Annotated in this window: 21 protein-coding genes; 10 read left to right on the forward strand and 11 right to left on the reverse strand. The window is 44.7% G+C overall.

Annotated features, from left to right (window positions below):
- Nucleotides 1-80: 80 nt before the first annotated feature.
- The 3 genes from ABHV44_RS08680 to ABHV44_RS08690 all read left to right on the forward strand — a co-directional run bounded on the left by ABHV44_RS08680 (nucleotide 81) and on the right by ABHV44_RS08690 (nucleotide 4160).
- Nucleotides 81-1496: an FAD-binding oxidoreductase gene (locus ABHV44_RS08680; RefSeq protein ID WP_459074284.1), complete on the forward strand. Its 1416-nt coding sequence runs from the start codon at nucleotides 81-83 to the stop codon at nucleotides 1494-1496.
- Between the two features lie 247 nt (nucleotides 1497-1743).
- Nucleotides 1744-2958 (forward strand): BaiN/RdsA family NAD(P)/FAD-dependent oxidoreductase, encoded by a 1215-nt coding sequence (locus tag ABHV44_RS08685; RefSeq protein WP_459074285.1) that lies wholly within the window; start codon nucleotides 1744-1746, stop codon nucleotides 2956-2958.
- Nucleotides 2959-3344: 386 nt separating this feature from the next.
- On the forward strand, nucleotides 3345-4160 hold the full coding sequence (locus ABHV44_RS08690) for an enoyl-ACP reductase FabI (RefSeq protein WP_459074286.1): 816 nt from the start codon (nucleotides 3345-3347) through the stop codon (nucleotides 4158-4160).
- 104 nt (nucleotides 4161-4264) lie between these two features.
- Here the strand turns inward: ABHV44_RS08690 and ABHV44_RS08695 are convergent, their stop codons facing one another.
- From ABHV44_RS08695 to ABHV44_RS08705, 3 genes are all read right to left on the reverse strand, one after another.
- Nucleotides 4265-6661 carry a PKD domain-containing protein gene (locus tag ABHV44_RS08695; RefSeq protein ID WP_459074287.1) on the reverse strand — a complete coding sequence of 799 codons (2397 nt, stop codon included), beginning with the start codon at nucleotides 6659-6661 and terminating at the stop codon, nucleotides 4265-4267.
- Between the two features lie 97 nt (nucleotides 6662-6758).
- On the reverse strand, nucleotides 6759-7409 hold the full coding sequence (nth, locus tag ABHV44_RS08700; protein WP_459074288.1) for an endonuclease III: 651 nt from the start codon (nucleotides 7407-7409) through the stop codon (nucleotides 6759-6761).
- Between the two features lie 5 nt (nucleotides 7410-7414).
- On the reverse strand, nucleotides 7415-8062 hold the full coding sequence (locus ABHV44_RS08705; protein WP_459074289.1) for a DUF6702 family protein: 648 nt from the start codon (nucleotides 8060-8062) through the stop codon (nucleotides 7415-7417).
- 147 nt (nucleotides 8063-8209) lie between these two features.
- Here ABHV44_RS08705 and ABHV44_RS08710 point away from each other — a divergent pair, with 147 nt between their 5' ends.
- The 5 genes from ABHV44_RS08710 (at nucleotide 8210) to ABHV44_RS08730 (ending at nucleotide 13413) form a co-directional block, all read left to right on the forward strand.
- Complete coding sequence (locus ABHV44_RS08710) at nucleotides 8210-9247, forward strand: DHH family phosphoesterase (RefSeq protein WP_459074290.1); 1038 nt, start codon at nucleotides 8210-8212, stop codon at nucleotides 9245-9247.
- Entirely contained in the window at nucleotides 9223-9774 is a 552-nt protein-coding gene (locus ABHV44_RS08715; RefSeq protein ID WP_459074291.1) for an FKBP-type peptidyl-prolyl cis-trans isomerase, read from the forward strand. The genes ABHV44_RS08710 and ABHV44_RS08715 overlap by 25 nt, the downstream gene beginning before the upstream one ends.
- An 80-nt stretch (nucleotides 9775-9854) precedes the next feature.
- Nucleotides 9855-10673: an FKBP-type peptidyl-prolyl cis-trans isomerase gene (locus ABHV44_RS08720; RefSeq protein ID WP_459074292.1), complete on the forward strand. Its 819-nt coding sequence runs from the start codon at nucleotides 9855-9857 to the stop codon at nucleotides 10671-10673.
- Between the two features lie 59 nt (nucleotides 10674-10732).
- Nucleotides 10733-12175, forward strand: coding sequence for a DUF5723 family protein (locus tag ABHV44_RS08725; RefSeq protein ID WP_459074293.1), 1443 nt, complete (start codon nucleotides 10733-10735; stop codon nucleotides 12173-12175).
- Nucleotides 12176-12300: 125 nt separating this feature from the next.
- On the forward strand, nucleotides 12301-13413 hold the full coding sequence (locus tag ABHV44_RS08730; protein ID WP_459074294.1) for an AAA family ATPase: 1113 nt from the start codon (nucleotides 12301-12303) through the stop codon (nucleotides 13411-13413).
- Nucleotides 13414-13462: 49 nt separating this feature from the next.
- Here the strand turns inward: ABHV44_RS08730 and ABHV44_RS08735 are convergent, their stop codons facing one another.
- Both ABHV44_RS08735 and ABHV44_RS08740 read right to left on the reverse strand, forming a co-directional pair.
- A complete protein-coding gene (locus ABHV44_RS08735; protein ID WP_459074295.1) occupies nucleotides 13463-14170 on the reverse strand; it encodes an SAM-dependent methyltransferase in 708 nt (235 codons plus the stop codon).
- Nucleotides 14167-14625, reverse strand: a complete 459-nt coding sequence (locus ABHV44_RS08740) for a low molecular weight protein-tyrosine-phosphatase (RefSeq protein WP_459074296.1) — start codon at nucleotides 14623-14625, stop codon at nucleotides 14167-14169. The genes ABHV44_RS08735 and ABHV44_RS08740 overlap by 4 nt, the downstream gene beginning before the upstream one ends.
- A 391-nt stretch (nucleotides 14626-15016) precedes the next feature.
- On the opposite strand from ABHV44_RS08740, the gene ABHV44_RS08745 reads away from it, so the two are divergent.
- On the forward strand, nucleotides 15017-15775 hold the full coding sequence (locus tag ABHV44_RS08745) for a hypothetical protein (RefSeq protein ID WP_459074297.1): 759 nt from the start codon (nucleotides 15017-15019) through the stop codon (nucleotides 15773-15775).
- Here the strand turns inward: ABHV44_RS08745 and ABHV44_RS08750 are convergent.
- From ABHV44_RS08750 to ABHV44_RS08770, 5 genes are all read right to left on the reverse strand, one after another.
- Entirely contained in the window at nucleotides 15772-16107 is a 336-nt protein-coding gene (locus ABHV44_RS08750) for a hypothetical protein (RefSeq protein WP_459074298.1), read from the reverse strand. The two genes, ABHV44_RS08745 and ABHV44_RS08750, sit on opposite strands and share 4 nt — an antisense overlap.
- A gap of 79 nt (nucleotides 16108-16186) precedes the next feature.
- Nucleotides 16187-17191, reverse strand: coding sequence for a PorP/SprF family type IX secretion system membrane protein (locus ABHV44_RS08755; protein ID WP_459074299.1), 1005 nt, complete (start codon nucleotides 17189-17191; stop codon nucleotides 16187-16189).
- Nucleotides 17188-20916, reverse strand: coding sequence for a DUF7948 domain-containing protein (locus ABHV44_RS08760; RefSeq protein WP_459074300.1), 3729 nt, complete (start codon nucleotides 20914-20916; stop codon nucleotides 17188-17190). Before ABHV44_RS08760 ends, ABHV44_RS08755 begins: the two co-directional genes overlap by 4 nt.
- A gap of 180 nt (nucleotides 20917-21096) precedes the next feature.
- Nucleotides 21097-22695 (reverse strand): PspC domain-containing protein, encoded by a 1599-nt coding sequence (locus tag ABHV44_RS08765; protein WP_459074301.1) that lies wholly within the window; start codon nucleotides 22693-22695, stop codon nucleotides 21097-21099.
- A gap of 4 nt (nucleotides 22696-22699) precedes the next feature.
- Nucleotides 22700-23035: a PadR family transcriptional regulator gene (locus ABHV44_RS08770; protein ID WP_459074302.1), complete on the reverse strand. Its 336-nt coding sequence runs from the start codon at nucleotides 23033-23035 to the stop codon at nucleotides 22700-22702.
- Between the two features lie 329 nt (nucleotides 23036-23364).
- On the opposite strand from ABHV44_RS08770, the gene ABHV44_RS08775 reads away from it, so the two are divergent.
- On the forward strand, nucleotides 23365-23532 hold the full coding sequence (locus ABHV44_RS08775; protein ID WP_459074303.1) for a hypothetical protein: 168 nt from the start codon (nucleotides 23365-23367) through the stop codon (nucleotides 23530-23532).
- Nucleotides 23533-23871: 339 nt separating this feature from the next.
- Here ABHV44_RS08775 and ABHV44_RS08780 read toward each other — a convergent pair whose 3' ends face one another.
- Complete coding sequence (locus ABHV44_RS08780; protein ID WP_459074304.1) at nucleotides 23872-25593, reverse strand: MBOAT family O-acyltransferase; 1722 nt, start codon at nucleotides 25591-25593, stop codon at nucleotides 23872-23874.
- Nucleotides 25594-25607 lie beyond the last annotated feature (14 nt).

The following is a 25607-nucleotide window of genomic DNA, read 5'->3' on the forward strand; positions in this document are numbered from 1 at the left end:
CTTTAAAATGTGTTGAACCGCCCGAATATATAAATTACTTTTAATTCCTTTGAAGGGATTATTTGAACGGAGATAGAACTATGTCAGAGGAAAAGAAATTCACCCAGATAGAACAGAACCATATCGACTCTCTCAGGTCCGAACTCGGAGAAGATGCAATCTTCACGGAAGAGGAAGTACGCATTGAATATGGTAGTGATTACACCGAGGATTTTGTGTTTGCGCCAGATCTGCTTGTTAAGCCAAAGTCCGTAGAACATATTCAGAAGTTGATGAAGTACTGTTCTGAAAACCACATCCCGGTGACACCCATCGGAGCTCTCACCGGGCTTAGCGGTGGAGCGTTAAGTGTGCATGGAGGAGTTGGACTTTCAATGGAACGGTTCGATAAGATTTTGAAAATTGACGAGGACAACATGCAGGTAACTGTGGAGCCGGCAGTGATTACGCAAGTTCTGCAGGAGGAGGTAGCGAACAAATTTCTGTACTATCCGCCAGATCCGGCCAGTCGTGGTTCCTGTAGCATCGGTGGTAACCTCGCTGAAAATGCCGGAGGTCCCCACGCTGTGAAATACGGAGTGACCAAAGATTTTGTGCTCAACCTAGAAGTGGTTCTGCCGACAGGAGAAAAAATCTGGACCGGAGCCAACACACTCAAAAATGCTACTGGTTATAACCTCACTCAACTAATGGTTGGTAGCGAGGGCACCCTTGGGGTGATCACCAAAGCCGTTTTAAAACTCGTTCCGCTTCCAAGAAAAAACATGCTGATGCTCGTTCCCTTCAATTCTGCTGAAAAGGCCTGTGAGGCGGTTGCAGAGGTGTTCAAAGCTGGAATTACACCGAGTGCCATGGAGTTTATGGAACGCGATGCAATTATCTGGACCCTCAAATATGTTGATAACGCCAGCCTGGAAATAGGAGATGATGTAGCTGCTCACCTCCTGATCGAAGTAGATGGGAATGACGAAGAACAACTCTTTCAGGATTGCGAGAAAATCAATGAAATTATGGAAGCTCACGGTGCCAATGAAGTACAGCTGGCTGAAAGCGAAGCACAAAAGGAGCAATTGTGGTTTATTCGAAGAAGAGTGGGAGAGGCAGTGAAGTCAAATTCGATCTACAAAGAGGAGGACACAGTTGTGCCCCGATTTGAGTTGGCAAAGCTGCTCAAAGGAGTGAAGGAAATCGGAAAGCGCTATGGATTTCAATCCGTTTGTTATGGACACGCTGGGGACGGAAATCTACACATCAATATCATAAAAGGGCAACTCACGGACCAGGAATGGAAAGAAAAGCTTCCGCAAGGCATTCGTGAAATTTTCGAATTGACAGCGTCTCTCGGAGGAACAATCAGTGGAGAGCACGGTATCGGTTATGTTCAGAAAGCTTACCTGGATATAGTGTTTGACGATGTTGTGATGAATTTGATGAGGAAGATAAAAGAGGTTTTTGATCCTCAGGGAGTTATGAATCCGGGTAAGGTTTTTGACTAAAACCGAACCGAAAAAAATGCCGATAAATTTTCACACTTTTTTGCACAGTATGGAAAAAATGCTACATTTGAGACGACTATTTAGGTAGTGTACCTGTAACACATAGATTTAAGTTATTTGAGTTATGATTTTGGGGACAATTCAAAATCAACTAGAATAGTTTAAAAATAGTTTTTAGTTTTTCAGTTTAAGCCAAAAGCCCTCTTCTCCCTAACCTGAAGAGGGCTTTTTGGTATTTTAGCACTTCATGAAAATTGTAATAGCAGGAGGTGGTGCAGCAGGATTTTTCACGGCAGTAAACGTGGCTGAGAAAAATCCCCAAGCTCAAATTCATATCTACGAAAAGTCCTCTTCCGTTCTGGGAAAAGTGAAAGTCTCTGGTGGCGGCCGATGCAACGTTACCCACGCTTGTTTTGATCCTAAAGAGCTTGCCGAGCACTACCCACGTGGAGGAACTGAGCTTCTCGGGCCATTCCATAAATTTCAGCCTGGCGACACCATGGGGTGGTATGAAGATCGTGGTGTGGAGCTGAAAATCGAAGACGATAATCGCGTTTTTCCAGTTTCTAACTCTTCCGAATCGATCATTCACTGCCTTAGGGAAAGTGCCAGACAGGCAGATGTTCAAGTCCATTTTAAAGAAGGGATTACCAATATTTCAAAGGAGGAGACTGGCTGGAAAGTGACCACTTCAGGGAGAGCTGAAATTGCAGCCGATGTTGTCGTGATGACTACTGGTAGTAGCAACCAGGTTTGGAAAATGCTGGAAAAACTCGGACACAAAGTCGTGGAGCCGGTGCCTTCACTTTTTACTTTCAACTGTAAGGATTTTAGAATTAACGAACTCGCAGGAGTTGTTGCCCAGAACACCGATGTGAAAATTCTGGGTACCAAACTCGAAAGTGACGGCCCGCTGCTAATTACCCACTGGGGATTTAGTGCTCCGGCAATCCTCAAGCTGTCGGCCTGGGGTGCCCGAGAGCTGGCGGACATGGGTTACAAATTTGAACTTGAAGTCAACTGGAACAATCATTTCGACTTTGACTCTATGGTGGATAAACTGAAGTCGCTGAGGCAGGAGGAAGGGAAGAAGAAATTATCAAAGTTGAATCCTGCTGAGTTGCCTGCCCGATTGTGGGATAAACTTTTGAACTCGGTGTTTTCTGAAGAAATGCCCAACTGGGGAGATCTTCCAAACAAGAAAATTGATGAACTGGCAGAAACACTTTGTAAATGCAGGTTCCAAATTAACGGAAAGAGCACATTCAAAGAAGAGTTTGTGACAGCTGGAGGAGTTGCACTTGAAGAAGTTGACTTCACCACAATGGAAAGTAAGCTGTATCCCGGACTATACTTTGCGGGAGAAGTGCTTAACATCGATGCAGTCACCGGTGGCTTCAACTTCCAGGCAGCCTGGACCGAGAGTTGGTTGATTTCAGAAGCTTTGACAGAGACAGAATGAGCTTGGTAATTTATCAAGACCATAATGCCGTCCCTCCGGGACTTTCGTTGCATGTTTTCCAAATTTCACTTCTACCAAAGTATCGTCCCGCTGGGACTTAGAAGCAATTTTTGGATCACCCAAATTCAAATCAAGAACGGAAGTTGCTGAACTGTCACGCTGAAGACGTCACCCTGAACTTGATTCAGGGTTGTTTCAGTGTCAGCACCTTGAGCTCTACACCTGGATGGAATAAAAGGATCTCCAATTATTTCCAATCCTCTTTGCTTCTTTCTCTTTAATGCCCTTCATGTTTCAAAGCATAACGAGCGCAGCGAGATAATTCAATCAAAAGAAAAAAACTTAGTTTTGGCACCGAATTGCAGCAACCAAAATTTTGAAAAGCTATGGCAAACGATCTTCTCAAAGGCAAAAAAGGAATCATCTTCGGAGCGCTCAATGAGCAATCTATCGCCTGGAAAGTGGCGCAAAAGGCTTACGAACAAGGAGCCGAATTCGTGCTAACAAATGCACCTATCGCAATGCGAATGGGTGAAATCAACAAACTGGCCGAGGCTTGCGGCAATTGCCCGGTGATACCGGCAGATGCTACCAAAGAAGAGGATCTCGAAAACCTGTTCGACAAAACTGCCGAGCATTTTGGCGGAAAGATCGACTTCGTGTTGCACTCTATTGGAATGTCGCCAAACGTCAGAAAGAACAAACACTACACAGATCTCAAATACGACTGGTACCACCAAACGCTTGATGTTTCGGCAATGTCACTTCATCGCACTCTGAGTATGGCCATGAAAAAAGACGCCATCAATGAGTGGGGTTCAGTGCTTGCGCTAACTTACATCGCAGCTCAGCGTGTTTTCCCGGATTACAACGACATGGCGGATGCTAAGTCTTTGCTCGAATCGATCACTCGTAGTTTCGGTTATCACTACGGAACAGAGAAAAGGGTTCGAATCAACACCATTTCTCAATCGCCTACAGTGACAACTGCAGGTAGCGGTGTGAAAGGATTTGACGAGTTTATCGCTTACTCAGACCAAATGAGCCCTCTTGGAAATGCCGATGCTGCAGCTTGCGCAGATTACTGCATTTCGTTGTTCTCAGACCTCACTAAATACGTGACCATGCAAAATCTCTTTCACGATGGCGGATTCTCCAACACCGGAGTGACTCAGCAAGTGATTGAGAAGTTTAAACAATAAAAGAAATTCCCGCGAAGAGCGGAATAGGGAAACCCAAAACCCCAGGTTCGAAAGGATCTGGGGTTTTTTATTTTGTACGCTCAGGCCAAAGTGTGGTAGGCTTGTTAATAAACCATCAGTTTTATTGTCTGGTCTTCCAATTTTAGAAGATACATACCGGGAGGTGTTTTATGAAGATCAATGAAGTTATCATGGTTTCTTAAGACTCCACGTAAAACGATTTTCCCTGTCATATCTTTGATCTCGTAGGGTAGATCTTCCTGACTTCCGGCATCCAATCTTTCTACGGTGATTTTTCCATCGGAAGGGTTGGGATAAGCAATCAAACTTTTGTTTTTTAACTCGGCTTCTGACACTGAGATAATCATAATTGGATAGCAGTCCGATATCTCAGTGCAACCATTCTGAGTGATTTCTAAAGCATAACTGCCAGTTATCTCCGGGTAAAAGTACTGGTTCGTCTCGCCAGGAATTTCCGCGAATTTATCGTTACAATCCAACCATTGATATTCAGCGTTTTCGGTGTCAGAATAAAGTGCAGAATCATTTTGAGACACAAAAATGTCCACAGAATTTATTGTCAAATCCAATTCGATGATGCTGTCGCAACCCACAGAGTTCACCAAAGTATCGATATAAACCCCACTTTCAGAGTAAGTGTTTCCGTTCCAGGTAAATTCGTAGCACGCTTCTTCTTCTACCAAATACGTTTCGCTGGTGCAGATAAAAATGTAGTAGCAATCAGAGGTGTCTATGCAAGATTCGTGAGTGATCTGAACAGCGTAATTTCCTGTTGTTTCAGGCTGAAATGTCTGGCTGGTTTCATTTGGTACTTCAGCAAAATCATTGTCGCAATCCAGCCACTGTAGAGTAGCTTCTTCAGAAATAGCAGTGAGAGATGTGTCATTTTCCAAAACAGAAAAATCAACAGTGTTGATAGTTAGGTTCAATTCTACAATACTGTCACAGCCAAAAGCGCTGGTTAAAGTATCCAGGTAAATTCCACTTTCAAAATAAGTTGAACCGTTCCACGCAAAGCTATCGCAAGCAGTTTCTGTTGTGCTGTTCACTTCTGCCTGAGGGCAAAACTCAACTGTTTGACAAGTTGTACTTGACCCACAAACATTGCCAGCTGTAAGGCAAACCTCGTAAATCCCTGGGGTTTCAAAAATGTGAACAGGGTTCTGGTTGGAGGAGGTGGTACCATCCCCAAAATCCCAGAGGTGAGTTTCAGAATCGCTGAGTACTCCGAAGGAAGATTCATCGAAAAAAGCAATTTGAGATGAACCATCTGCTGCATAGCTGAATTCAGTGTCGTTGCTCAGGCAGCCGGCAGAATCTGTCTTTACCAGGTAAACGTCTTTATTGCCAACGCCCAGGGATCCCGATCTTCCTGCGAGAAGAAAACCATTGTCGGGTGTCTGTTCGAGTGAATGAAGCACATCGGGGTTTTCGGTTCCGTAGAACAATTCAAACACAATGTTGAATTCACTGTCCATTTTAAACAACCTGAAATCGTAATCGGTGAGAGCCTGACTTTTGTATCCCGCGAAAACAACCCCCCCGTCATCAGTAGCAATCAGGTCAATATTATTGCCTTTTCCAATAAAATTTTCAGTCCAAACTGTGTTACCGTCAAAATCGACTTTCCTCAACTGAAGGTTTTCATTGTCATCGGCTTCATAATTTATGGCAAGTATGTATCCATCGGACACCTCGACCATATCGAAGATTTTGTTTTTAGTGCCGGTTTGTGTGTCCTGATGAAGAAAGTTTTCGCCCCAAACATAGTCACCATTTTCATCTATCTTTTGCACATAGGCTTCCTGTACACTGGCGAGTAAGTAATTGCCACCGAGTAGAAAACCGCCATCTGAAAGTTCGATGCTACGAGCCACGTTTGCTCCACCCATTCCGTCAAAAACTCCGCTCCACTGAATGATTCCACTATCATCTATTTTGTAGTAAGTGCCGTAGTTATCCGAGATTCCGAAATACTGACCAGTGAGAAAGTAATGGTCATCAGAAGTGTGAATCATTTTTCCCGTGGAATAATCCCAGCAGCAAATGCCTGTGCTTGTTAATTGGTTGTAGTCAACCGAATTTCCGTTGTTGTCAAATTTTTCAACAAAGACCTCGTCCTGATAATTCGTGCCTTCCACATCGTAAGTGCCCTGAATGAAATATTCTCCATCAATTGTGGAGGTTATCGAAGTGGCATTGTGCAGTTCCGATGGTGTCTCTATTTCTGAAGTCCAAAGAGTATCACCATTTTCATCGGTTTTCAAAAGTTTAAGGTTGGTTCCAGGATTGCTCGAAACGCTCGTGGTCACCAGATAGCCTCCATCATCACTTGTAGTGGCAAAAGCACCTACATTCCAGAAGAAATTTCCGTATTCTCCATGAGGAAAGACTTTTTGAAAAGTGGGCGATTGGGAAGCGGCTGAATTGCTTAGGAACAACGCGAAAGCAACAAAACAGAATAAAAAGTAATTTCTCAAAGTAAGGCTTTTTTTATGGTCAGCAGTTTTAGGTTAACTGATCAGGTGAATGTACTAAGGTTAAAAGGTAGGGCTTTTTGCGTGCTTTTAAACGCTTCTATCTATTTTTCAATTTTTTCAATTCACTCTTTCTGCCAATCTTAGCCGTGATGTAATCTTTATCGAGGTTCACTCCTCTGGCTGGTGAGTACTCGCGGGCGTAGTAGATAATTTGCAGGTGAAGTTTGTTCCAGCTTTCTTTCGGGAAAAGTCGCTTGGCGTCTTTCTCTGTTTGAGTTACGTTTTTACCGGTGCTCAACCCCCATCGATACATCAATCTGTGAATGTGAGTATCGACCGGAAAAGCCGGGTGACCAAATGCCTGGCTCATCACTACCGAAGCTGTTTTGTGGCCAACTCCCGGAAGAGCTTCCAGGTCTTCAAAATTGTCGGGAACCTGTCCGTTGTGCTTTTCAATCAGAATTTGAGACAGATTGGAAATCGCTTTGGATTTTGCTGGTGAAAGACCACATGGACGAATAATCGCCTTGATGTCTTCAACGGGGACTTTCGACATCTCCACCGGATTATCAGCTACGCGAAAGAGGTGAGGAGTAACCTGATTCACCCTGGCATCGGTGCACTGAGCTGAGAGCAAAACAGCGACCAGCAGGGTATACGGATCTACATGGTCTAGCGGAATCGGGACTTCTGGGTAGAGCTTGTCGAGCTCCTCCATCACAAATTCGGCTTTCTCCTTTTTCGTCATTCTGCCTAAAGTTTAATTTTCGTTTGTTTGTCGTTGGGATTGAGCATCACCGTTTCGCGCATGCCATTGATCCGTAGATTGATCAGGTTAGTCTGATCGTCAAACAGGTCAAAGAAGACCGTGTTTTCGATGGTGAGAAAATTTATGGGAGGAACGCCAAAGGTCTCAATGTAGCAGTACGTTAAATCATACTCTACCTCCTTGCCCAGGTAGGTCCACTCTACATGCTTATCATTTACTTGCATGTGAAAATTTTTCTGAAGATAAGCTTCAATCATCTGATCTGCGTCTGCTTGTTCTTCTGGGCTGCCGAGCTTAATTTTATTTCGGTCCGGGTCGCCAAGGGCATGTTCCAAATCGTCCGTGAAGAGCTTCATGGTGATTTGAAAAGATTTGCTCGGCTGGTCAAATTCAATGTTCGTGGTGCTGACATAAAACTTGTGATTAAAACTCGTTTGTGACTGTTTATAAAGTCCGATAGCTGCGTTACGCTCGCCCCAAAAATGCTCATTTACATTAGTAAACTGCGTTTTTTGGGACTTCGCAAGCCTTGCTCTCGAACTTTCTATCTCAGCCACTTGAGAATATAGATAAGCACTTGTTAGACTTAGGAAGCAAAAAGCTCCCAAAAGCATAATCAGATGTTTTTTCATTTCGTGCAGATTTGTTGCAGTCGCGAGCAAAGGTAAGGCCAAATTGCAATTAGAAAAGAAGGCTTGAACTTGTCCAGCTACGTTCGCATTTCTTCTCCAGAGGAAAGGCATGTCCAATTACAACAAAGGAATTACCTTTGAGGCGAAATGGAAAATCCTGTTATTACTAAAGACCAAATTGAGAAAGCAGCGAACCTGATCTCGAAATCGAAGCGAGTGGTGATCACCTGCCACAGATCGCCCGATGGAGACGCTATCGGTTCTTCGCTTGCACTTTTTCACTACCTCAAAAATAAAGTCGAACGCGCCAGGGTGGTTATTCCCGATCCAGATCCGGATTTTTTGCACTGGACTCCCGGTCATGACCAGATTCTCATATTCGAAACTCAGCAAGAAGAAGCAGAGGAAGAAGTCGAGAAGGCAGACTTGATTTTCAGCCTGGATTACAACACACTGAAGAGAACAGGTGATTTGGCATCGAGCCTGGAGAAAGCCCTTGATCGAGAGGTGCCTTTCATTTTGATCGACCACCATCAGCAGCCGGAAGACTACCCGAAGGTGCTCATTTCGGATACGCAGACTTGCTCAACTGCCCAGTTGATCTATGAGTTCATCGTAGGAATTGATGGTAAAACGGCCATCACATCAGAAATTGGTCAGTGTCTTTACCTTGGAATAATGACCGACACGGGCTCCTTCCGATTTCCTTCGGTCGAGCCAAAAACCCATCGAATAGTTGCCGATTTGCTCGAGCGAGGTGTGGAGCACGCACTCATTCACCAGGAGGTTTACGACACCAATCTGGAAGATCGTCTCAAGCTCGTTGGTCACGCGTTGCGCAACAAACTCATTGTAAATCGCGATTTGCACATGGCCTACATCAGCCTGAGCAAAGAGGAACTGGATGACCACAATTACAGAAAAGGCGATACAGAAGGACTGGTGAATCAAGCACTTTCAGTGAAGGGTGTAAACTTCGCAGCGTTTATTCGCGAGGGCAATAACGAGGTGAAAATGTCTTTTCGTTCTCGTGGCACTTTTGATGTCAACCAGTTTGCAAGAAAATATTTTGACGGAGGCGGTCACAAGAACGCAGCCGGAGGAATTTCGGACAAGAGCCTTGAAGAAACCATTTCTAATTTTGAACAAGCAGCAGCAGAATGTCAGTCAGAACTCAACTACTAAGAATTCAGAGTAAGCTTTTCTTTGCCATTGCAGTGGTCTCTTTCGTGGGCTGTAGCGGTTGCAAAAACGAAAAGAACAAACAGGAGACTACTTACATTTCTCAGGATCAGCTAATCGAGGAAAATCGAAGAGCAATGCAGATGGAGAAGGAAGATATCGATAACTATATCGAGGAAAAGGGATGGGAAGTGGAGGAAACCGGAACCGGACTTCGCTACTTCATTTATACCGAAGGTGAAGGGCCTAAAGCCAAAGAAGGAGATTTTGCCACGATCGAGTACGAAGTGAAGCTGATGGAGGACGAGAAAGTAGTTTATAGCTCGGAGAAGAGTGGACCGAAGACTTTTGAGGTCGGCAAGGACGATGTTGAGTCGGGACTTCATGAAGGTGTTTTGAAAATGAATGTGGGAGACGAAGCTATCTTCATTTTGCCCTCGCACCTGGCCTATGGGCTCAGTGGCGACCGTTCCAGAATTCCTTTCGAGAGCCCGCTGATTTATGATGTGAAACTTGTAAAACTCGATTGACCTTGTTCCGCTGCCTCTTTCTTTTTTGCCTTTGTCTTTTTTGCTTTTCGTGTAGCGATCACACTCACGAATTTGAACAGGTGGCTCCGGGTTTGGAGAAAAAGCTAGAAGCACTCGGGGAGAGAAACAAACCAGTAAGCGAGTTTCCTTTTGTAGAGTTTTTTGTCTATTCACAACCAGCAGACTCCTCAATGCAGCTCGACTCAGTGAGTTATTTTTTTCAACGAATTTCACCCGACTATCTGGGGAGCAAATCACTATCTCAGGAGTTGATGAATCTCAACGAAGGAGACAGCACCAGTTTCAAGATTGAATATCGTCACTTTAAGGGTAGCCTGCTGGATGAATACCAGAGCTACAAGTTTCCCGGGGAGAAGGACTTTCTGATGCACGTGAAAGTTGGCCGTTTGTTGACCGTTCAGGAATACGAACAACAACTGGCAGAAGAGATGAGAAGAGGAGCGGTTCAGGAAAATGCGTATTTGCGCGAGTGGCTTGAGAAAAACAATCTGCTCGACAACGTGAAACGGCTCGATGATGTCTACTACTCAAAAGTTGTAGAAAACCAGGGGGTGAAAATCAGCGCTGGCGATCATCTTACCATCGACTACACCGGGTACTTTTTAGATGGCACTGAATTTGACTCCTCAGAAAAGGGCTCTTCGGCACTTTATTTTCAGTTGGGGAAGCCCGATCAGGTGATTCCCGGGATCGACACCGTGCTTCACTACATGCGTAAAAATGAGCAAGCCAGGGTTTACATTCCTTCTCACAAAGCCTTTGGGTTGTACGGCTCTGCTACTGGCATTGTACCTGGAAAAACTCCAGTTTATTTTGATGTCGTGGTTAGAGAAGTAGAAAAAGATACGCTTGAATTGCAGCCAATGAATCATCCTTGAGAACAATGCCTTGCCGATTTCGTAGTTAAATTCTACATTTAGAACATATCGAATTTCAGATGCGCCTTTCCACCCTATTGACATTTCTGTTTTTGGCTACCTTTCAGGCTTTTGCTCAGGATAACCTGGGTATTGTCCACAGCAACTACTCTCCGGTGAATACGGTGCACAACAATCCCGCTTCAATAGTCGATTCCAAAGCTTTCATTGATTTTCAGTTGGTCGGCTTTGGCGTATTTGCAAAAAACAATCTGGCTTACCTGCCCAAAGATGAGTTCAGGTTTTCCGATACATGGCAAAATCCAGATGCGGTACCTGAACCTGTCTTCGGAATTCCTTCAAACAATTCACGGGCTCATGCGAATGTGAGTGTCAGAGGACCTTCGGTAAGTTTTGCTGTTGGCAAAAATTCGTTCGCTCTAACAACTCAGGTACGATCAGTTACCGACCTCAGGAGAGTTCCAGATCACCTTGTTCGATATATGGAAAATGGATTGCAGTGGGAGCCACAAATGGGAGAGTCCTTCAGTGCAAGAAATGTTTCTTTCGCTTCTCTAAACTGGGCCGAGGTTGGATTGAGCTACGGCAGAATAGTTCACCAGCGCGGAAACGACATGATCACTGCCGGGATCTCTCTAAAATATTTGCTTGGCTTTGCCGGAGGCGGTGTTCGAATTGATCGTTGGGATTACACCGTTTTGGACTCCACAAATCTCGAGACTACTCGCTTTCAGGGCGAGTTTGGTTTTAACGAACCAGGTGAAGAAGCCCTCTTTAACGGTCGCGGAATTGGTGCCGATATCGGAGTCGTTTTCAAAAGGACTACCAGCAATGTAGAAAGTTACACGCCACACAGTCCACGACAAGGTTGCCGCACGAGCGATTACGAGTACAAACTTGGGGTTTCGATTTTGGACCTTGGCAGAATCCGTTTCAATGATCCTTTTTATGGCTATTCCTTCGACATCAGTGACCCGCGAACATGGGAAGACTATCCGAGTTTTAGTCCGGATGGCGCTGACGGAATCAGCAATGGACTGGCAGAGGAGTTTGCACTGAACGATGGCGGAGGCGAAATCTCTAATTTGAGAATAAAACTACCCACAGCCATCAGCTTGCAATACGATCACAAAGTGATGAACAACGTCTACCTGGGTGGTCACTGGATCCAGGGATTTCCAAGGAGGAATTCACTCGGACCGCAGCGTCCAGCTCAGGTAGCTTTCATTCCTCGCTTCGAAACCAAAAGGTTTGAAGCCAGCATGCCTTTGATTCTCCACGAGTACAGTTCTGGTCAGATTGGTTTGATGCTGAGACTGAACAGCATCGTCATCGGAACCGACAACCTCGGAGCTTTTCTTTTCAATCAGGATGTTTACGGAGCGGACTTCTACTTCAGCCTGAAGTACACCATTTTCCGCAGCTGGAAATGCGCCAAAAAATCTCGCAGCCGCGGAAGAGGTAGAGGCGGAAGATCTATTCCTCCTTGCCCGAGTTGGTAGGTAGATTATTCTACATTACGAACCCGAAACATTGATTTATATTTTATACCTTTGAGTATAATACCAAAGAGTATAAAATAAGTAGTCAAATAATGAAATCATCACCTTTCCGATATGGAGTTACAGTGAGCAAGGAGGCATTCACAAATCGCGAAGAAGAAGCGAGAAAGCTGGAAGTCAATCTCACTCAAGGAGTAAATACCTGCATCATTTCACCGAGAAGATGGGGTAAATCAAGTTTAGTTGAGAAAGTTGTAGGCGACATCAGTGAAAAGCACAAGGACATCAAGGTTTGTGTTATTGATCTTTTTGCAGTATCGACTGAAGAGGAGTTTTTAGAATTATTTGCCAGGGAAGTTCTCAGGGCGTCTTCCAACAAATGGGAGGATTGGTTTAAAGAAGGGAAGAACATTTTTAAGCAATTAATCCCAAAATTTAGCATAGGTATTGATCCGGAAACAGACTTTTCGGTCAGTTTTGATTGGCAGGAATTAAAAAAACACAAGGATGAAATTCTCGACTTACCTGAAAAGCTGGCCCATAGAAAGAACGTGAAATTCGTTATCTGCTTGGATGAGTTTCAGAATTTGGCTTCATTCAGTGACTATGAATCGTTTGAAAAATTGATGCGAGCTGTTTGGCAGCGACAAAAACATGTTTGTTACTGTTTGTTTGGAAGCAAGCGTCATATGATGAATGATATATTCAACAACTCTTCTAAGCCGTTTTATCGTTTCGGGGATTTGATGCTTCTTTCTAAAATTTCGAAGGACAAATGGGTTTCTTTTATCCAGAAAGGTTTTACCAATACGGGAAAGCAAATTGATAAAGATACTGCTGAACTCATTGCTGAGAGCATGAAAAATCATTCGTGGTATGTGCAGCAATTGGCACACTACACATGGAATAAAAACCCAAAGAAGGCAACTCGAAAAGAAGTGCAAAATGCAATTCTGGAGCTAATTCAGGCGAATACACCACTTTACGAAAAAGAGATAGAAAGCCTAAGTGGCACACAAGTTAACTTACTAAAAGCGGTTTCAGCTGGGGAATTTCAGTTGACGGGCTCTGATGTCATGCAAAAATACCGACTGGGCACACCGCGAAATGTTAGCAAAAACAAGGTGATTCTTATGAATGCTGACATCATCCAAAAAGTAGACAAAGGTTATGAGTTTCTAGATCCTGCCTTTGAGATGTGGTTTATGAAGCAATTCTTTAATAAATCATATTTTTAACCTGAGTAGACATATTTTTCAAATCAGGTTCTAAGATCAAGTACCACCTTCACCTACCCACCAAAAACATACAAGGCCGCTTGTGCAGTTTTGGAGTTCGCTTTTTCCACTCGCTCAGCGGCAGAGTTCTAATCATTTCCGAAGAAAGTGTGATATCAACAGCGATGCAAAGTTTAGTGTCGGGATGGCCGGTTTTGATGAGGTCTTCGAGCACCTGGTCGTTTCGAAAAGGTGTGTCCATAAAAATTTGCGTTTGGCCACTTTTCCGTGCTTCGCCTTCGATTGATTTTAAAAATCGTCCGCGGTCTTTCCTGTCGATGGGAAGGTAGCCGTGAAAGACAAAACTCTGACCACTAAAGCCACTTCCCATTAGGGCAAGCAAAATGCTTGACGGTCCGGTAAGAGGCACAACGTACACTCCGGCACGATGGGCTAGCGCCACGATTTCAGCTCCGGGGTCCGCCACTCCTGGGCAGCCAGCATCGGAGATCACACCGAGAGATTCGCCTTCTTCAGCGACTTTCACATAGGAAGGAAACAAACTCGGGTCAGAGTGTTTTCCCATCGGGTAGAAGGTGAGTTCCGAAATGGGTCTCTCCATTCCCGCAGCTTTTAAAAACCTGCGTGCCTGCTTTTCATTTTCCACAATGAAGTGAGTGAGCTGGTTGATCACTCGCTTCACCTCCGGAGGTAAAACCAGAGTGAGGTCGGGGTTTCCAAGCGAGTTTGGAATCAGGTATATTTTTCCAGTGCTCATCTTGTGCGTGCTACAATTTTGTCACAAGCTCGATCGAGCAAGTTGTAAACGATTTCGAATCCATCTTCCATTCCGAAGTAAGGGTCCGGCACTTCTTCAACTTCTTTGTCATCCAGCTCGCTTAAAATCATTTTGACTTTCTGGCGTTGCTCCTCTCTTTCTGCCAGTGCCAAAACGTTTTCGTAATTAGATTTATCCATCACAAAAATCTCATCAAACCGATCGAAATCTGCAGTGACAAACTGACGCCCTCTAAGGTGATCAATGTCCAGTCCTTTTTCTTTTGCTTTCTCACGAGCTCTGGGATCTGGCGATTCATCGATGTGATAGTCTGAAGTGCCGCAAGAATCTACTTGGGCCTCAATTCCTTTCTCCTTCAACTTATTGGTCAAAATCCCCTCTGCCATTGGTGAGCGGCAAATATTTCCGAGGCAAACCATTAGGTATTTCTTCATTTTCAGCGCTTTAAAAATTGTTGATTAAATAGCTGAAGATTACGAAACTTTTGTTCTGTCATCTGGCGTAAAATTCAGCAACGAGTGTAAAACTATAGATTTAAAAAAAGTAATGTTTTCAAAGGTTCAAAAATGGGGAGCAGTGTCGATCATTTTGATTGCACTGATGGCTTCTCAAAGTTGCAGAACGCCCTACCATCACAGCGCTTTCGCGGAAAAGAAATACAAGATCAGAAAAAACAAGCCGCATTCACAGGTTTACTTCAATAGAGGTTCAATCTTCGACAAGTGATCCGGTGTGTTTCTAAAATCGATTTTGTCACGCTTTTTGATATCAATTAAAATCCTTTAACACGACAAAAATCCCAATTTTGCCGTTATTGCAAAGAGATTGACAAAAAGCAGAACATTTATCCGACAGGCCCTTTTCATATTCTTGCTCTTTAGCACTGCAATTTTGCAGGCTCAGGATACTACCATCGTGATCAGTGGTAAAGCCAAAGATCCTTCGGGTCGGCCGATTCAGGATTTGTTGATCGTAAATAAGCGGACCTATATGGGTAGTTTTGGGAACACCGATGGCACCTTCAGAGTGGAAGCCCGCAAATCTGACACTTTGCAACTCGGAGGGATGGGTTTCAAATCTTTTTCGATTAGCTATGCCGATTCGACCTACAAGCCGGAATACAAACTCCAGCTTACCTTAGATGAATTAATTGTGGAAGTGGGAGAGGCCGAGGTTTTTGCCCCAAGAGAGCTTAGCGACATTCAGGAAGACATCGATAAACTGGGTTTTGATGAAACGGATTACAGAACTTCTGGAGTGGATGCGATTTCCAGCCCAATCACTTTTCTCTACGAACAGTTTAGCCGCAGGGCAAAGAACAAGCGACTCGTGGCCAAAATGGAGAATGAAGACAGGCGAAGAGCGTTGCTAAAAGAGCTTTTCCAGAAATATGTGAGCTACGACATCATTCAACTCAGCGATGAAGATTTTGATGAGTTTATCGACTTCCTAAATGTAAGCGATCACTTTCTGCAGACTACCACGCAGTATGATTTCATCATTTATGTGAAAGAGCGATACAAGGCTTTTAAGAAGCGCAATCGCCAAATGGACTACGAAGATTACCAATATCACCGCGACTAAAAGTCCATGCCGGTGAAGGCCAAGCCAAACCAAAAGAAAAGCAACTTGGCGAAGAAGATCGCAAAGTAGATGACAGTGAAAATCAACTGCCAAATACGCTTGCTTTTGCTCATTTTATCGAAAGACAGAATAGTGTCGGCAAAGAGGCTACCCACGGCCATCAGTTCGAGAATGAACATCAGCCAAAATTCTTCTGAAACAAATCGGTAAAGGAAGTACAGATCATTTTTCACGTCACGGTCGCCAAGGTAGTGAAGGGTTAAAAGGGTGTAGTAAATCCCGAGAATTACGAACGTGAGGTTGATGAGCTGACGGCCTGAGTCTTTTTTCATGAAGAGCGAAATATTTTGCGCTGCAAAGGTGCGAAATTACTCGGCTCAGCTAGTAGGAGTTTTGATTTAGTGAAGAGGCTTAGAGATAGTCCGGACAGACACGATAATTATACTCTTCCGGCTTGAATTGCTGAAGAATGTAGATTACTGCAATTTCGAAACCGCCACGGCCATTGCTCGCTGTTCGCAAGTCGCTCAAATTGATGTCGTAGCTGATGCCCACGTGCCAGGCATCATAATCCATGGCTGCCATGATGTAGCCAGCGTCACGAGTACGGTAGTAGAGGCCTCCATAAACTGCCCGATTGAGTCCGGCTTCATTTTCCAAAATGTATTTCGCAGCTCCTCCAAAAACAAACTCGGTGAACTTCCCTTGCGATTGAAAAATAGCCGAGGGCAAGATGTCCCATTCATCGTCAATTTCTATTTGACCTTTTCCGTGGAAAACCAATCTCGGGTCGAGGTTTACTCCAGTAGCGTTGAAAAAACTCTGGTTAGGAGAATTCAGGTTGAAGACCGACATTCCGCCTTCCAGACTATTTCGCTCGTCAAATTTTTTGAAGTAAGCGGCCCCAATGTTGAAGTTCAGGTAGGTGCGACTGTCTCGTGAAAAAGCCTCTCCACTTGGCTGTCCCGGATCGTAAAAAAAACCATTGTACTGACTGTTGTACTCCAGCTGACTGTAGTCGATGTTGTGATGGGTAATGCCGACCTGGCCGCCAAGGGATAGTGATTCTCCTTCTCCGGAAAGTGCAAACCGGTACGAACCTGCAAGGTTAACGTGTAGCAACGTCAACCGAGAGTCGCCTGCTCTGTCGCGATAGATGCTCAGGCCTGTTCCCAGATTTTCGTTTTCCAAAAAGCTATTCGCATCAACTGATCCTCCGATGGTAGAGTAGGGTTCAGTTACAGCTCGCCACTGAGTTCGTTGGTTTCCGATGAACCGATAGTCACCGTCAAACTGACCCGTAAGAGCCGGGTTGTAGTTTGCGGGAGCATTAAAAAACTGAGAAAAGTGAATGTCTTGCGATCGGACAACAAGTGCAGCAAAAAACATCGATATGGCGACCAGCAACTTTTTCATCGGATCACAGTGACGTTACCTTCTTCTTCGTAAACGATGCCGCCATCGCACGTGGCTTTCAGCTTGTAGACGAACACGGCCGGTTCTACAGGAACTCCTTTGTAGCTTCCATCCCAGCCTTCGCTTTGAGTGGTTGTTTCAAAGACTTTTTCTCCCCAGCGGTTAAAAATTTCAAACTCAATTGCAGTGAGGTTCTGTCCTTCAACTCGCAGTACATCGTTGTTTTGGTCGCCATTTGGTGTGAATGCATTGGGGACAAAAATCGAAGGCGGTCCACACTCAAAATCGATCACCTGAACACGAACACTGTCGATATAAAAGCAGTCGCCATCGCTAACGGTGACGTAGTAGGTTGTGGTTTGGTCTGGTGAAGCAAGAGGGTTTTGACTGTTGGGGTTGGTCAAGCCTGTTGAAGGAGTCCATTCGTAGCTATAGCCATCGGGCATTGCAGCGAGCTGGCTGTTTCCTTCTGGTGGAATAACGTCTGGTTCAGCAGTGGCTGAAAGGCCTCCTCCATTGAGAGTACTCAGTGAAATAGTGATGGTGTCGTAGGCAATGCAGTCTTCTCCGTAAGTTGCTGTCAAAAAGTAGGTCGTTTCCGAAACAGGGGCAACCGTGACACTGGGAGAGTTCTGTCCTTCAATAATTAAGTTTTCAGGTTCCCAGAAGTAGTTGATTTGATCGGATGGGTTGATCACATTTAGAGTTGTGCTGTTTCCCGCACAGATGGTAAAGTCATCTTCCACTTCTGTGAATGCAGAAGTCAGATTAACATTTACGCTTTCTTCCACCGAACAACCATTCACTTCCGCTTGCACATAAAAAGTTGAAGGAGCTACTACGCTTACTTCTACATCGGGATCTTCCGGTCCATCGTTTAGTGGATTCGAAAAGTCTTCATTGGCCGACCAGGTGTAAGCCACTCCATCGAGAGATGTGTTGGCAGTGAGCGTCACGGTGCCTTCATCTCCACAGAGAAGTGTGTCAGGAGAAGTCTCCAGATCGATCACCGTCACAATGACATTTTGAATAATTGTGTCGGTACAAACTCCATTACTCACCAAAAGCGTGTAAGTGATGTTTTCGGGTGGCGAGGCTATTGGATTAGGAACATCGATATCCGAAAGGTAATCGGTAGGTGACCACTCGTAAGTGATGTTTGGATTCGAAGAAGGTGGAATTCCAATTTGCTCGCTTTCACCCGGGCAAATCTGAGCATCAGCAATGGAAGAGGAACTGTTGGAAAGAACAATAATCTGCTGTGTCACCGTATCGGCAAGATTACAACTGTTTGGACTTTGGGCGATGAGTTCTACAGTATAAGTTCCTGGCTCAGCATAAGTGTGTGTTGGGTCTTCCTGACTGTCAAATTCTCCATCACCAAAGTTCCAGACATAAGAAGTTGCGTTCACGCTGGTGTTGTTAAACTCGATTTCTTCAGGAAAACAAATTACCGAAGGAGCACTGAAGTCTGCGATCGTACCGGGGATTTCGAAGTTGAATTTGAAAACTCCCAAATTGCAGCTACTGTTGTTGGTGCTCGAAACCGCTCCAGGATTGGGTTGAATCGGAAAGTCTGAATTGCCACCGCATCCTGCACAAACCGCCTGATAGATTTCCCCTTTCCTACTAAATCTACTAGTGCCACCGTCTACATGCTCTGCGCTAGTTCCGCCTCCGTAGTGACTGGCATAAAACAGGTTGCTGGCATCGTCCTCGAGGACCATCAGGTAAAAATCATTGCCATCGGTGTTGAGTTGAAAAGCATCTCCGGTGATGTCCAATCCGCTGGTGGAAAGGCTACCGCCCTGGATGCTGCTTCCCCAGCCGCTGAGGTAAATTTTGTTACAGACATCCACGAGAAAAGCCGTTGGCGAAATGTCGGGCTCGCCACCGCCAGCACCAAAAGCTGTGCTCCAGATAATGTCGTCAAGTCCGGTTTCAAACTTGGTGATGAACTGTCCACCAGAGGTTGTGTTGTAGCTGGCATTATTGATGAAGAAATCTCCTTCTTTCTCGGTTTGACCAAACACGTGAACCTGATCTTGCTGGTCGAGTTCTACGAAATAAATCTGATCGTAAGCATCGGAGCCGTAGTAGCTCGAGAATACAATCTCATCTCCTTCGGGATTTATGGCTGTGACGAATCCATCTGCTGATCCTCCGGCAAAATCTGGCTGATAAGCACCAAAAGAAACGGGGAAGTCCGTAGATCGGGTTCCTCCGGCTACCACAGCATCTCCGTTGGTAGTGAGGTCTACGGAGTACACAGCATCGGCTTCACTTCCTCCGAGATAGGAACTCCAGAAAACGGTAGTCAGACTGTTGTTCATTTTTATCAGGCAGCCATCTTGTTCTCCTCCGCCAAAAATTGGTTGAATAGCATTTTCACTCACCGGAAAGTCCGATGAATTGGTAGAAGAGGCGATGTAAATGTTGTTTTGATTGTCGATGAGGATTTCACCGCGAATTTCGTCAGCGTAGTTGTATTTTAGTGGAGTTCCGGCATTCAGTCCATCATTGTCGCTGCCACCAATGTACGTGCTGGCGAGTAGTTCATCGCCATTGGCAGAAATTCTGCTTACCACAATGTCCGACCCGTTTGAATAGCTCACTCCAAGTCCGGTAAGTAAATTAAGGTCTTCGCCTCCGTTGAAATCAGTGTCGTAGGCACCATCCGTAGTCGGGTAGTTCGTGGAAGAAGAAGTACCGTAAACGAAAAGTTCGTTTGCCGCATTCACAATCAGGCTGTGAGGCAGCTCATCGTCATTCCCACCGATGTAGGTCGACCAGACGAGGAAAGTTCCTGTTGTGTCAAATTTCGAAAGTGCGATATCGACAATTCCGCTGTTGAAGGAAATATCGTAGGCTCCGGTGGTGGTGGGATACTGTGAACCAAAAGCCGAACTTCCCGAGTAGAGAAACCCTTCTGAGTCGAATGTGGCTGTGTAACCGAAATTGTTGGTGCTGGAGCCTGAGTAAGTCGAAAAAACCAATTCCGGATCAATCACCAGCTCGTAGTTTTTGTCGTAGCCTTCGGGAAACTCAAATTGCACAGTTTGTTTTTTCACTGAGTAGCTACAAGAAACGATCTTCTTTTGGCCTTCAATAATTTGATAGGCCAGCGGCTTTTGCTCGATAACTTTTCCCACGCTGGTTTTAACAATCAGTCTGCCATTGTCGAGTTTGAGCTTGTCGGCTCCTTCGTAGCTCATTTTTACCAGTGTAGCATCTGCACCCGGGGCAACAATGAAATCGTATTTCAAAAAGAAATCACCGTTGTAGAGTTTGAGGTCAATACCTGGATAAATGTCCTTTTTTACAGCCGCCTGATATGAGCTGGCGCCACCGGCCCAATTGTCCTTGTTATTACCGAGAAAATAGCTGTAAGTGGTTTTCTCCTGATTGAGTCCACGCCATTTTGAACCTTCGTTAGAACCCACAAACTTCACCTTGTAGGCATGGCAGGGAAGTGTTTCTGGAACTTCGGCTTTAGCTTCTTTTCGACTGTGAAGTGCGGTGTATTGTTCAAAAACGCGAGAATCGAACAGGTCGTAAGTGAAGCCGTTGTCTTCGATGTAGAGTTTGCCGTTGCCGATTTCGGCAGAATAGGCGACCTGTTCTGGCCATTGGCCGAGGTTTTCAATCAGCGGATAGTTCACCTGAGCCCGGACCAGACCAGAGAACATTATTAATAAAAGAAAAAGGATGGTCCTCCGCTTCATAATCGCAATTTAAGGAATGCAACTTAACTGAAGACGCCAAATGCGTTGTCGTAGTTGGATACAAAAAGAAAAAGGGACGCCCAACGTTTTGGATGTCCCTGTCTGTTTGTTTACTATTTATAGTAGCCAACTAAAAACCGAGTTGTATGATTTCCAACTCATTTATAAGCCTTGTAAATTCTATATAGCTTCCTGACTTTCGGTACTTCTGAGTTCCTTTCTCTTTGGCGTTCTCACAAACTCATCGTCTTCCATGTGCCAGAATTTTCCACCTCGGTACTCTCTGCGATAAATCCGACCGATATTCTCGTCCATGTAAACTGTCTTTCCTTCGGGGACATAAACTCTCACCGACACCTCCTGGAAACGGAATCCGTTCTCGTAAGGCATTTTGATGAACGGGTCCACCGCTAGAAGTGAGTCGCGAATTTCGTAGTCGAAATCAATCTGATCTGCATACTCTACAGCCAGCGTTTCCTTTAATCCATTGCTGGATTTATCAATTTCAATTCTAAACTGATCAGACTCGGAAGAGTAGAAGTAGAGTCCAACTCCGTAACCATTTACCACTGATTCTTCTTCTTTGTGCAGAGCTGTCAAAATGTTGCTGTCCTCAATCAGCAGTGAGTTGTGGAAGTAGGTGTCTTCGTTTACCTTGATGTACAGAGTATCCATCGATGCCGGCATTTCCAAAGTGTTTCTCACATTGCCTTCGTGCGACATTTCCCTTCCGTAGCGCACACCGGCAATCGAGGTGATCACAATTCCCAAAAGGAACAAGGAGAATAACGTGAGACCCAATCCCGGAACGTAAGCCGTGTTGTTGATGAGCAGTCGGTATCCACCATAAAAACAAGCTACTACCGGAGCTAAGAAGAGGAGAATTGTACCGATAATGAAAAACCAAAGGTTGACTTTACTCAGGTAAAAGAATTCACCTAGCTGATCGAAATCCAGCTCAGCAATGGCGATGTTGAGAAACGATTCGTTTACTAAGAATATCGCTATTGCCCCGATGAATAGTCCGATTCCCATGAGAAAAAGAAGTACACCTACGAGCTTCACTAGAAATCGACCGATGGCCGAAAGCAGCGATCCGATGCCTTTAAAAAGTGACTCCATGAAATTCTTGAAATTGTTGGAGCTTACATTTTTTCTCGTTCTGTCGCTGAGGTCCTGAAAGGAATCTTTAATCCCTCCCATCTCTTCACTTACTTTTTTTTTGATGTTTTCGACATTGATCTTCTGGCCGTGCATCCTCAACTTCTCTGCTGTGGTTTTAGCTTCAGGGATGATGATCCACAAGATGATGTAGATCGGCACACCAAATCCACCGGAAACGGCTAGGATCACAAACAAAATTCTGAGCCAAAGCGGATCCCAACCAAAGTAGTTGCTGATTCCTGCAGCCACACCGCCAATCACGTTGTTGTCAGGATCGCGGTAGACCTTTCTACCTTGCTCAGTTGACTCGTATTTTTTCGAACTGCTTCCCGAATGCTCTTCTTCATCGGCACCTTCGGCTATGTCTGAAGGTTTACCCATCACAGACTCAGCGTGAGCTACATCATCGCTGGTAACTACTTCTCGAGTATCGCCCAGTCTTTCCTGGAAGAGCTCCGCAATCCGCAATTCGATATCGTTCATTATTTCATCCGCGCCCTCCATATTGTCAAAATATGCGCGAATTGTGTCGAGGTATTGGCTTAGTCGGTTGTAGGCCGTCTCTTCAATGTTGAAGACCATACCGCTTATGTTTATGGAAATCGTCTTGTTCATAAACTTATTTATTGGAGTTTTTAGTGACTTGGTTTACTGCTGAGGACAACTCTCCCCAGGTTTTTTCAAGCTCGTTGAGAAAGATCTCTCCTGAGCCGGTTAGCTTATAGTATTTTCTGGGTGGTCCCGAAGTGGATTCTTCCCAGCGATAGCTGAGTAGTCCGGCATTTTTGAGCCGGGTAAGTAAAGGATAGAGTGTGCCCTCTACGACAATCAATTTTGCCGACTTCATGTCTTCGATGATTTCGGACGGATAGGCTTCTCTGTTGGAGAGTATTCTGAGAATACAAAATTCCAGAACGCCTTTTCTCATCTGAGCTTTTGTGTTTTCAATCTTCATTTTTCAAACTTCGATTTGCTCTATAGTAATAGACATTGCAAATATATAGTTAAAAAACAGTACTATGCAATAAATAGTACTGTTAAAATTTTTGAAGAATCTGGAAAGTCCTATCTGACAAGGTTTTCGGAGACGAAATAAATTTGCTGAAAATGAGTTAATTACTAAGTTGCGTTTCGAAAGTGCAATTCAAGCAAGGAAAATTTCTGCGGTGGAGATTTATCAATCGAGCTCTTTGAGAGACAACTGATTAAATGTTGTAACCCTAATTTGAAAGGGGGCGTATACTTCGCCAAATACATTATTACCGCAGATCAAACTATTACGTTATGAACAAAACAGAACTAAACCACACTGCATTTCAGAGGCTGATTATCATCGCCCTCGGAGTGCTCGCTTTTTCGGTTGTTCTGCAGTCTTGCCACTATGGTAAAAACTGCGCTGCCTATGACGAGGTAGACACCGATACACAGATTGAGATGAAAGTAGAAAAGTAGAATAGCTCACTGAGCATTCTTTTCGATAAGAAGTTGATTTATAAACCTTTCCGGCAATGCCGGGGAGGTTTTTGAGTTTGTGACTGGGCGTAGCCAATAGTTTTGACCATTGGTTCAATTGATCATCCAACTTTTGAAACCAAAATGTCGCTCCTCTGGAGCTGGCTGGTCATGGCTCATATTATTCGCTACCAAAGTGCCGTCCCTCTGGGACTAGATTTAAAGAGGAGATGGAAAATACCGGGTTGTGCTAGCCTGCTTCAACTTTTTCTACGCTTTATCTCTCTCAACGAACCTCAATTACCTCAATCCCTTACTTTACTCAATTACCTTTGCCCCTTAAAACTGGAAGTAGATAAACGGCTTCATGCCGGCACTCATCACCTGGTAGAGTACGAACACGACTACGAAAGAAATTCCGATTTGAAGTGGAATAGGTGTTTTCACAAAAGTCTTTCTGTAGAATGCTTTCCAGGTAGAAGGCAGCCAGTGGATGACGAACCCGAGAACCATCACGAGCATCACTTCCCAAAACTCGGTAAGAAACTTCCAGGCGATCTGGCCATCGAAACTGAATAGAATTCTGTTGAGCATTTCGTTGGCTGTGAGTAGCTCTTCGAGAATGTTGTGCCCTTCGCGCATAGCTTCCCAGGTGTTGTTCGATCCAGATCGGAACCAGATCCTGGTGAAAGTGATGAAATTGAAGGTGAGAAAAATCGCCCAGAATCTCTTCAGCAGGTTGTTTTTACTTTCCCACGGGCTGATTTTCCGCCAGAGTTTGTAGACCATCAATCCCAATCCGTTTAGTCCTCCCCAAATCACAAAGTTCCAGCTGGCCCCGTGCCACAATCCTCCGATAAGCATGGTGGTCATCATGTTGATGTTGGTGGTCCACCAGTTTCTGATCTTCGGGAAAAACTGACAAAGGGCGATCACCAAAACTGCAATTCCGGAAATTACTGCAGGCACCACGATCGTTGTTGACATCAACGCCACAAAGCCGAGAATTATGCCGAGCATAATGAAAGAAAAGAGCGATCCTCCACGGTTTCCCCCCATAGGAATGTAGAGATAATCCCTGAGCCACGATGAAAGTGAGATGTGCCAGCGTTTCCAGAAATTACCCACACTCGTTGCTTTGTATGGCGAGTTGAAGTTTTCGGGCAGATGAAAGCCGAGCAAAAGAGCGATTCCAATGGCAATGTCGGTGTAGCCACTAAAATCAGCGTAAACCTGAAGCGAGTAGCCGTAGAGCGCCATCAGATTTTCGAAACCGGTGTACATGGCCGGGTTGTCGAACACGCGATCGATGAGGTTCACAGCAAGATAGTCGGCCAAAAACATCTTTTTTAGAAGACCATTCAAAATCCAGAAAAGCGCAATTCCAAATTGCTGCTTAGTTAGCTCATATTTTTGATAGAGCTGAGGAATAAATTCCGATGCACGCACAATCGGACCGGCCACTAGTTGCGGGAAGAACGAAACATAGAATCCAAAGTCGATGAGGTTTTTCACAGGCTTCACGTGGTTTCGATAGAGGTCTATCGAATAGCTCATGGTTTGAAAAGTGAAAAACGAAATCCCGACTGGCAACAAAATCTGATCGACCCGGAAAGTGGAGCCTGTCATCTGATTGGTCCACTGAGCAAAGTGGTTGATCGGATGATATTCCGAACCAAAAACCTGATTGAAAGAATCGGCAAAGAAGTAGGCGTACTTGAAATAGATCAGCACTCCGAGATTGAGAATGATGCTGAGCGCCAGCCAGAGCTTCCTGCTGAGGATTTTCTTACTGCCGTAAATCGCATTGCCGATGTAGTAGTCGGTAACGGTCGAAAAAAGCAGGATCGTGAAAAACATCCCGCTTGTTTTGTAGTAGAAAAACAAGCTGACGAGAAAGAGAAATGCGTTACGGACCGCGCGGTGCTTGTATATTATCGAGTAGCCCGCCAGCACTACGCCAAAGAAAACCCAAAAGTAGAGCTCCGTGAAAATGAGCGGAGATTCCTCGTTGTAGAGGAAAATATCTTTTAGTCGCTCTGTCCAGTTCAATTGCTCCATCTTGATCTTTTCCT

Source organism: Halocola ammonii (genome assembly GCF_049334165.1).
Classification (GTDB): domain Bacteria; phylum Bacteroidota; class Bacteroidia; order Flavobacteriales_D; family Sanyastnellaceae; genus JBEGHD01.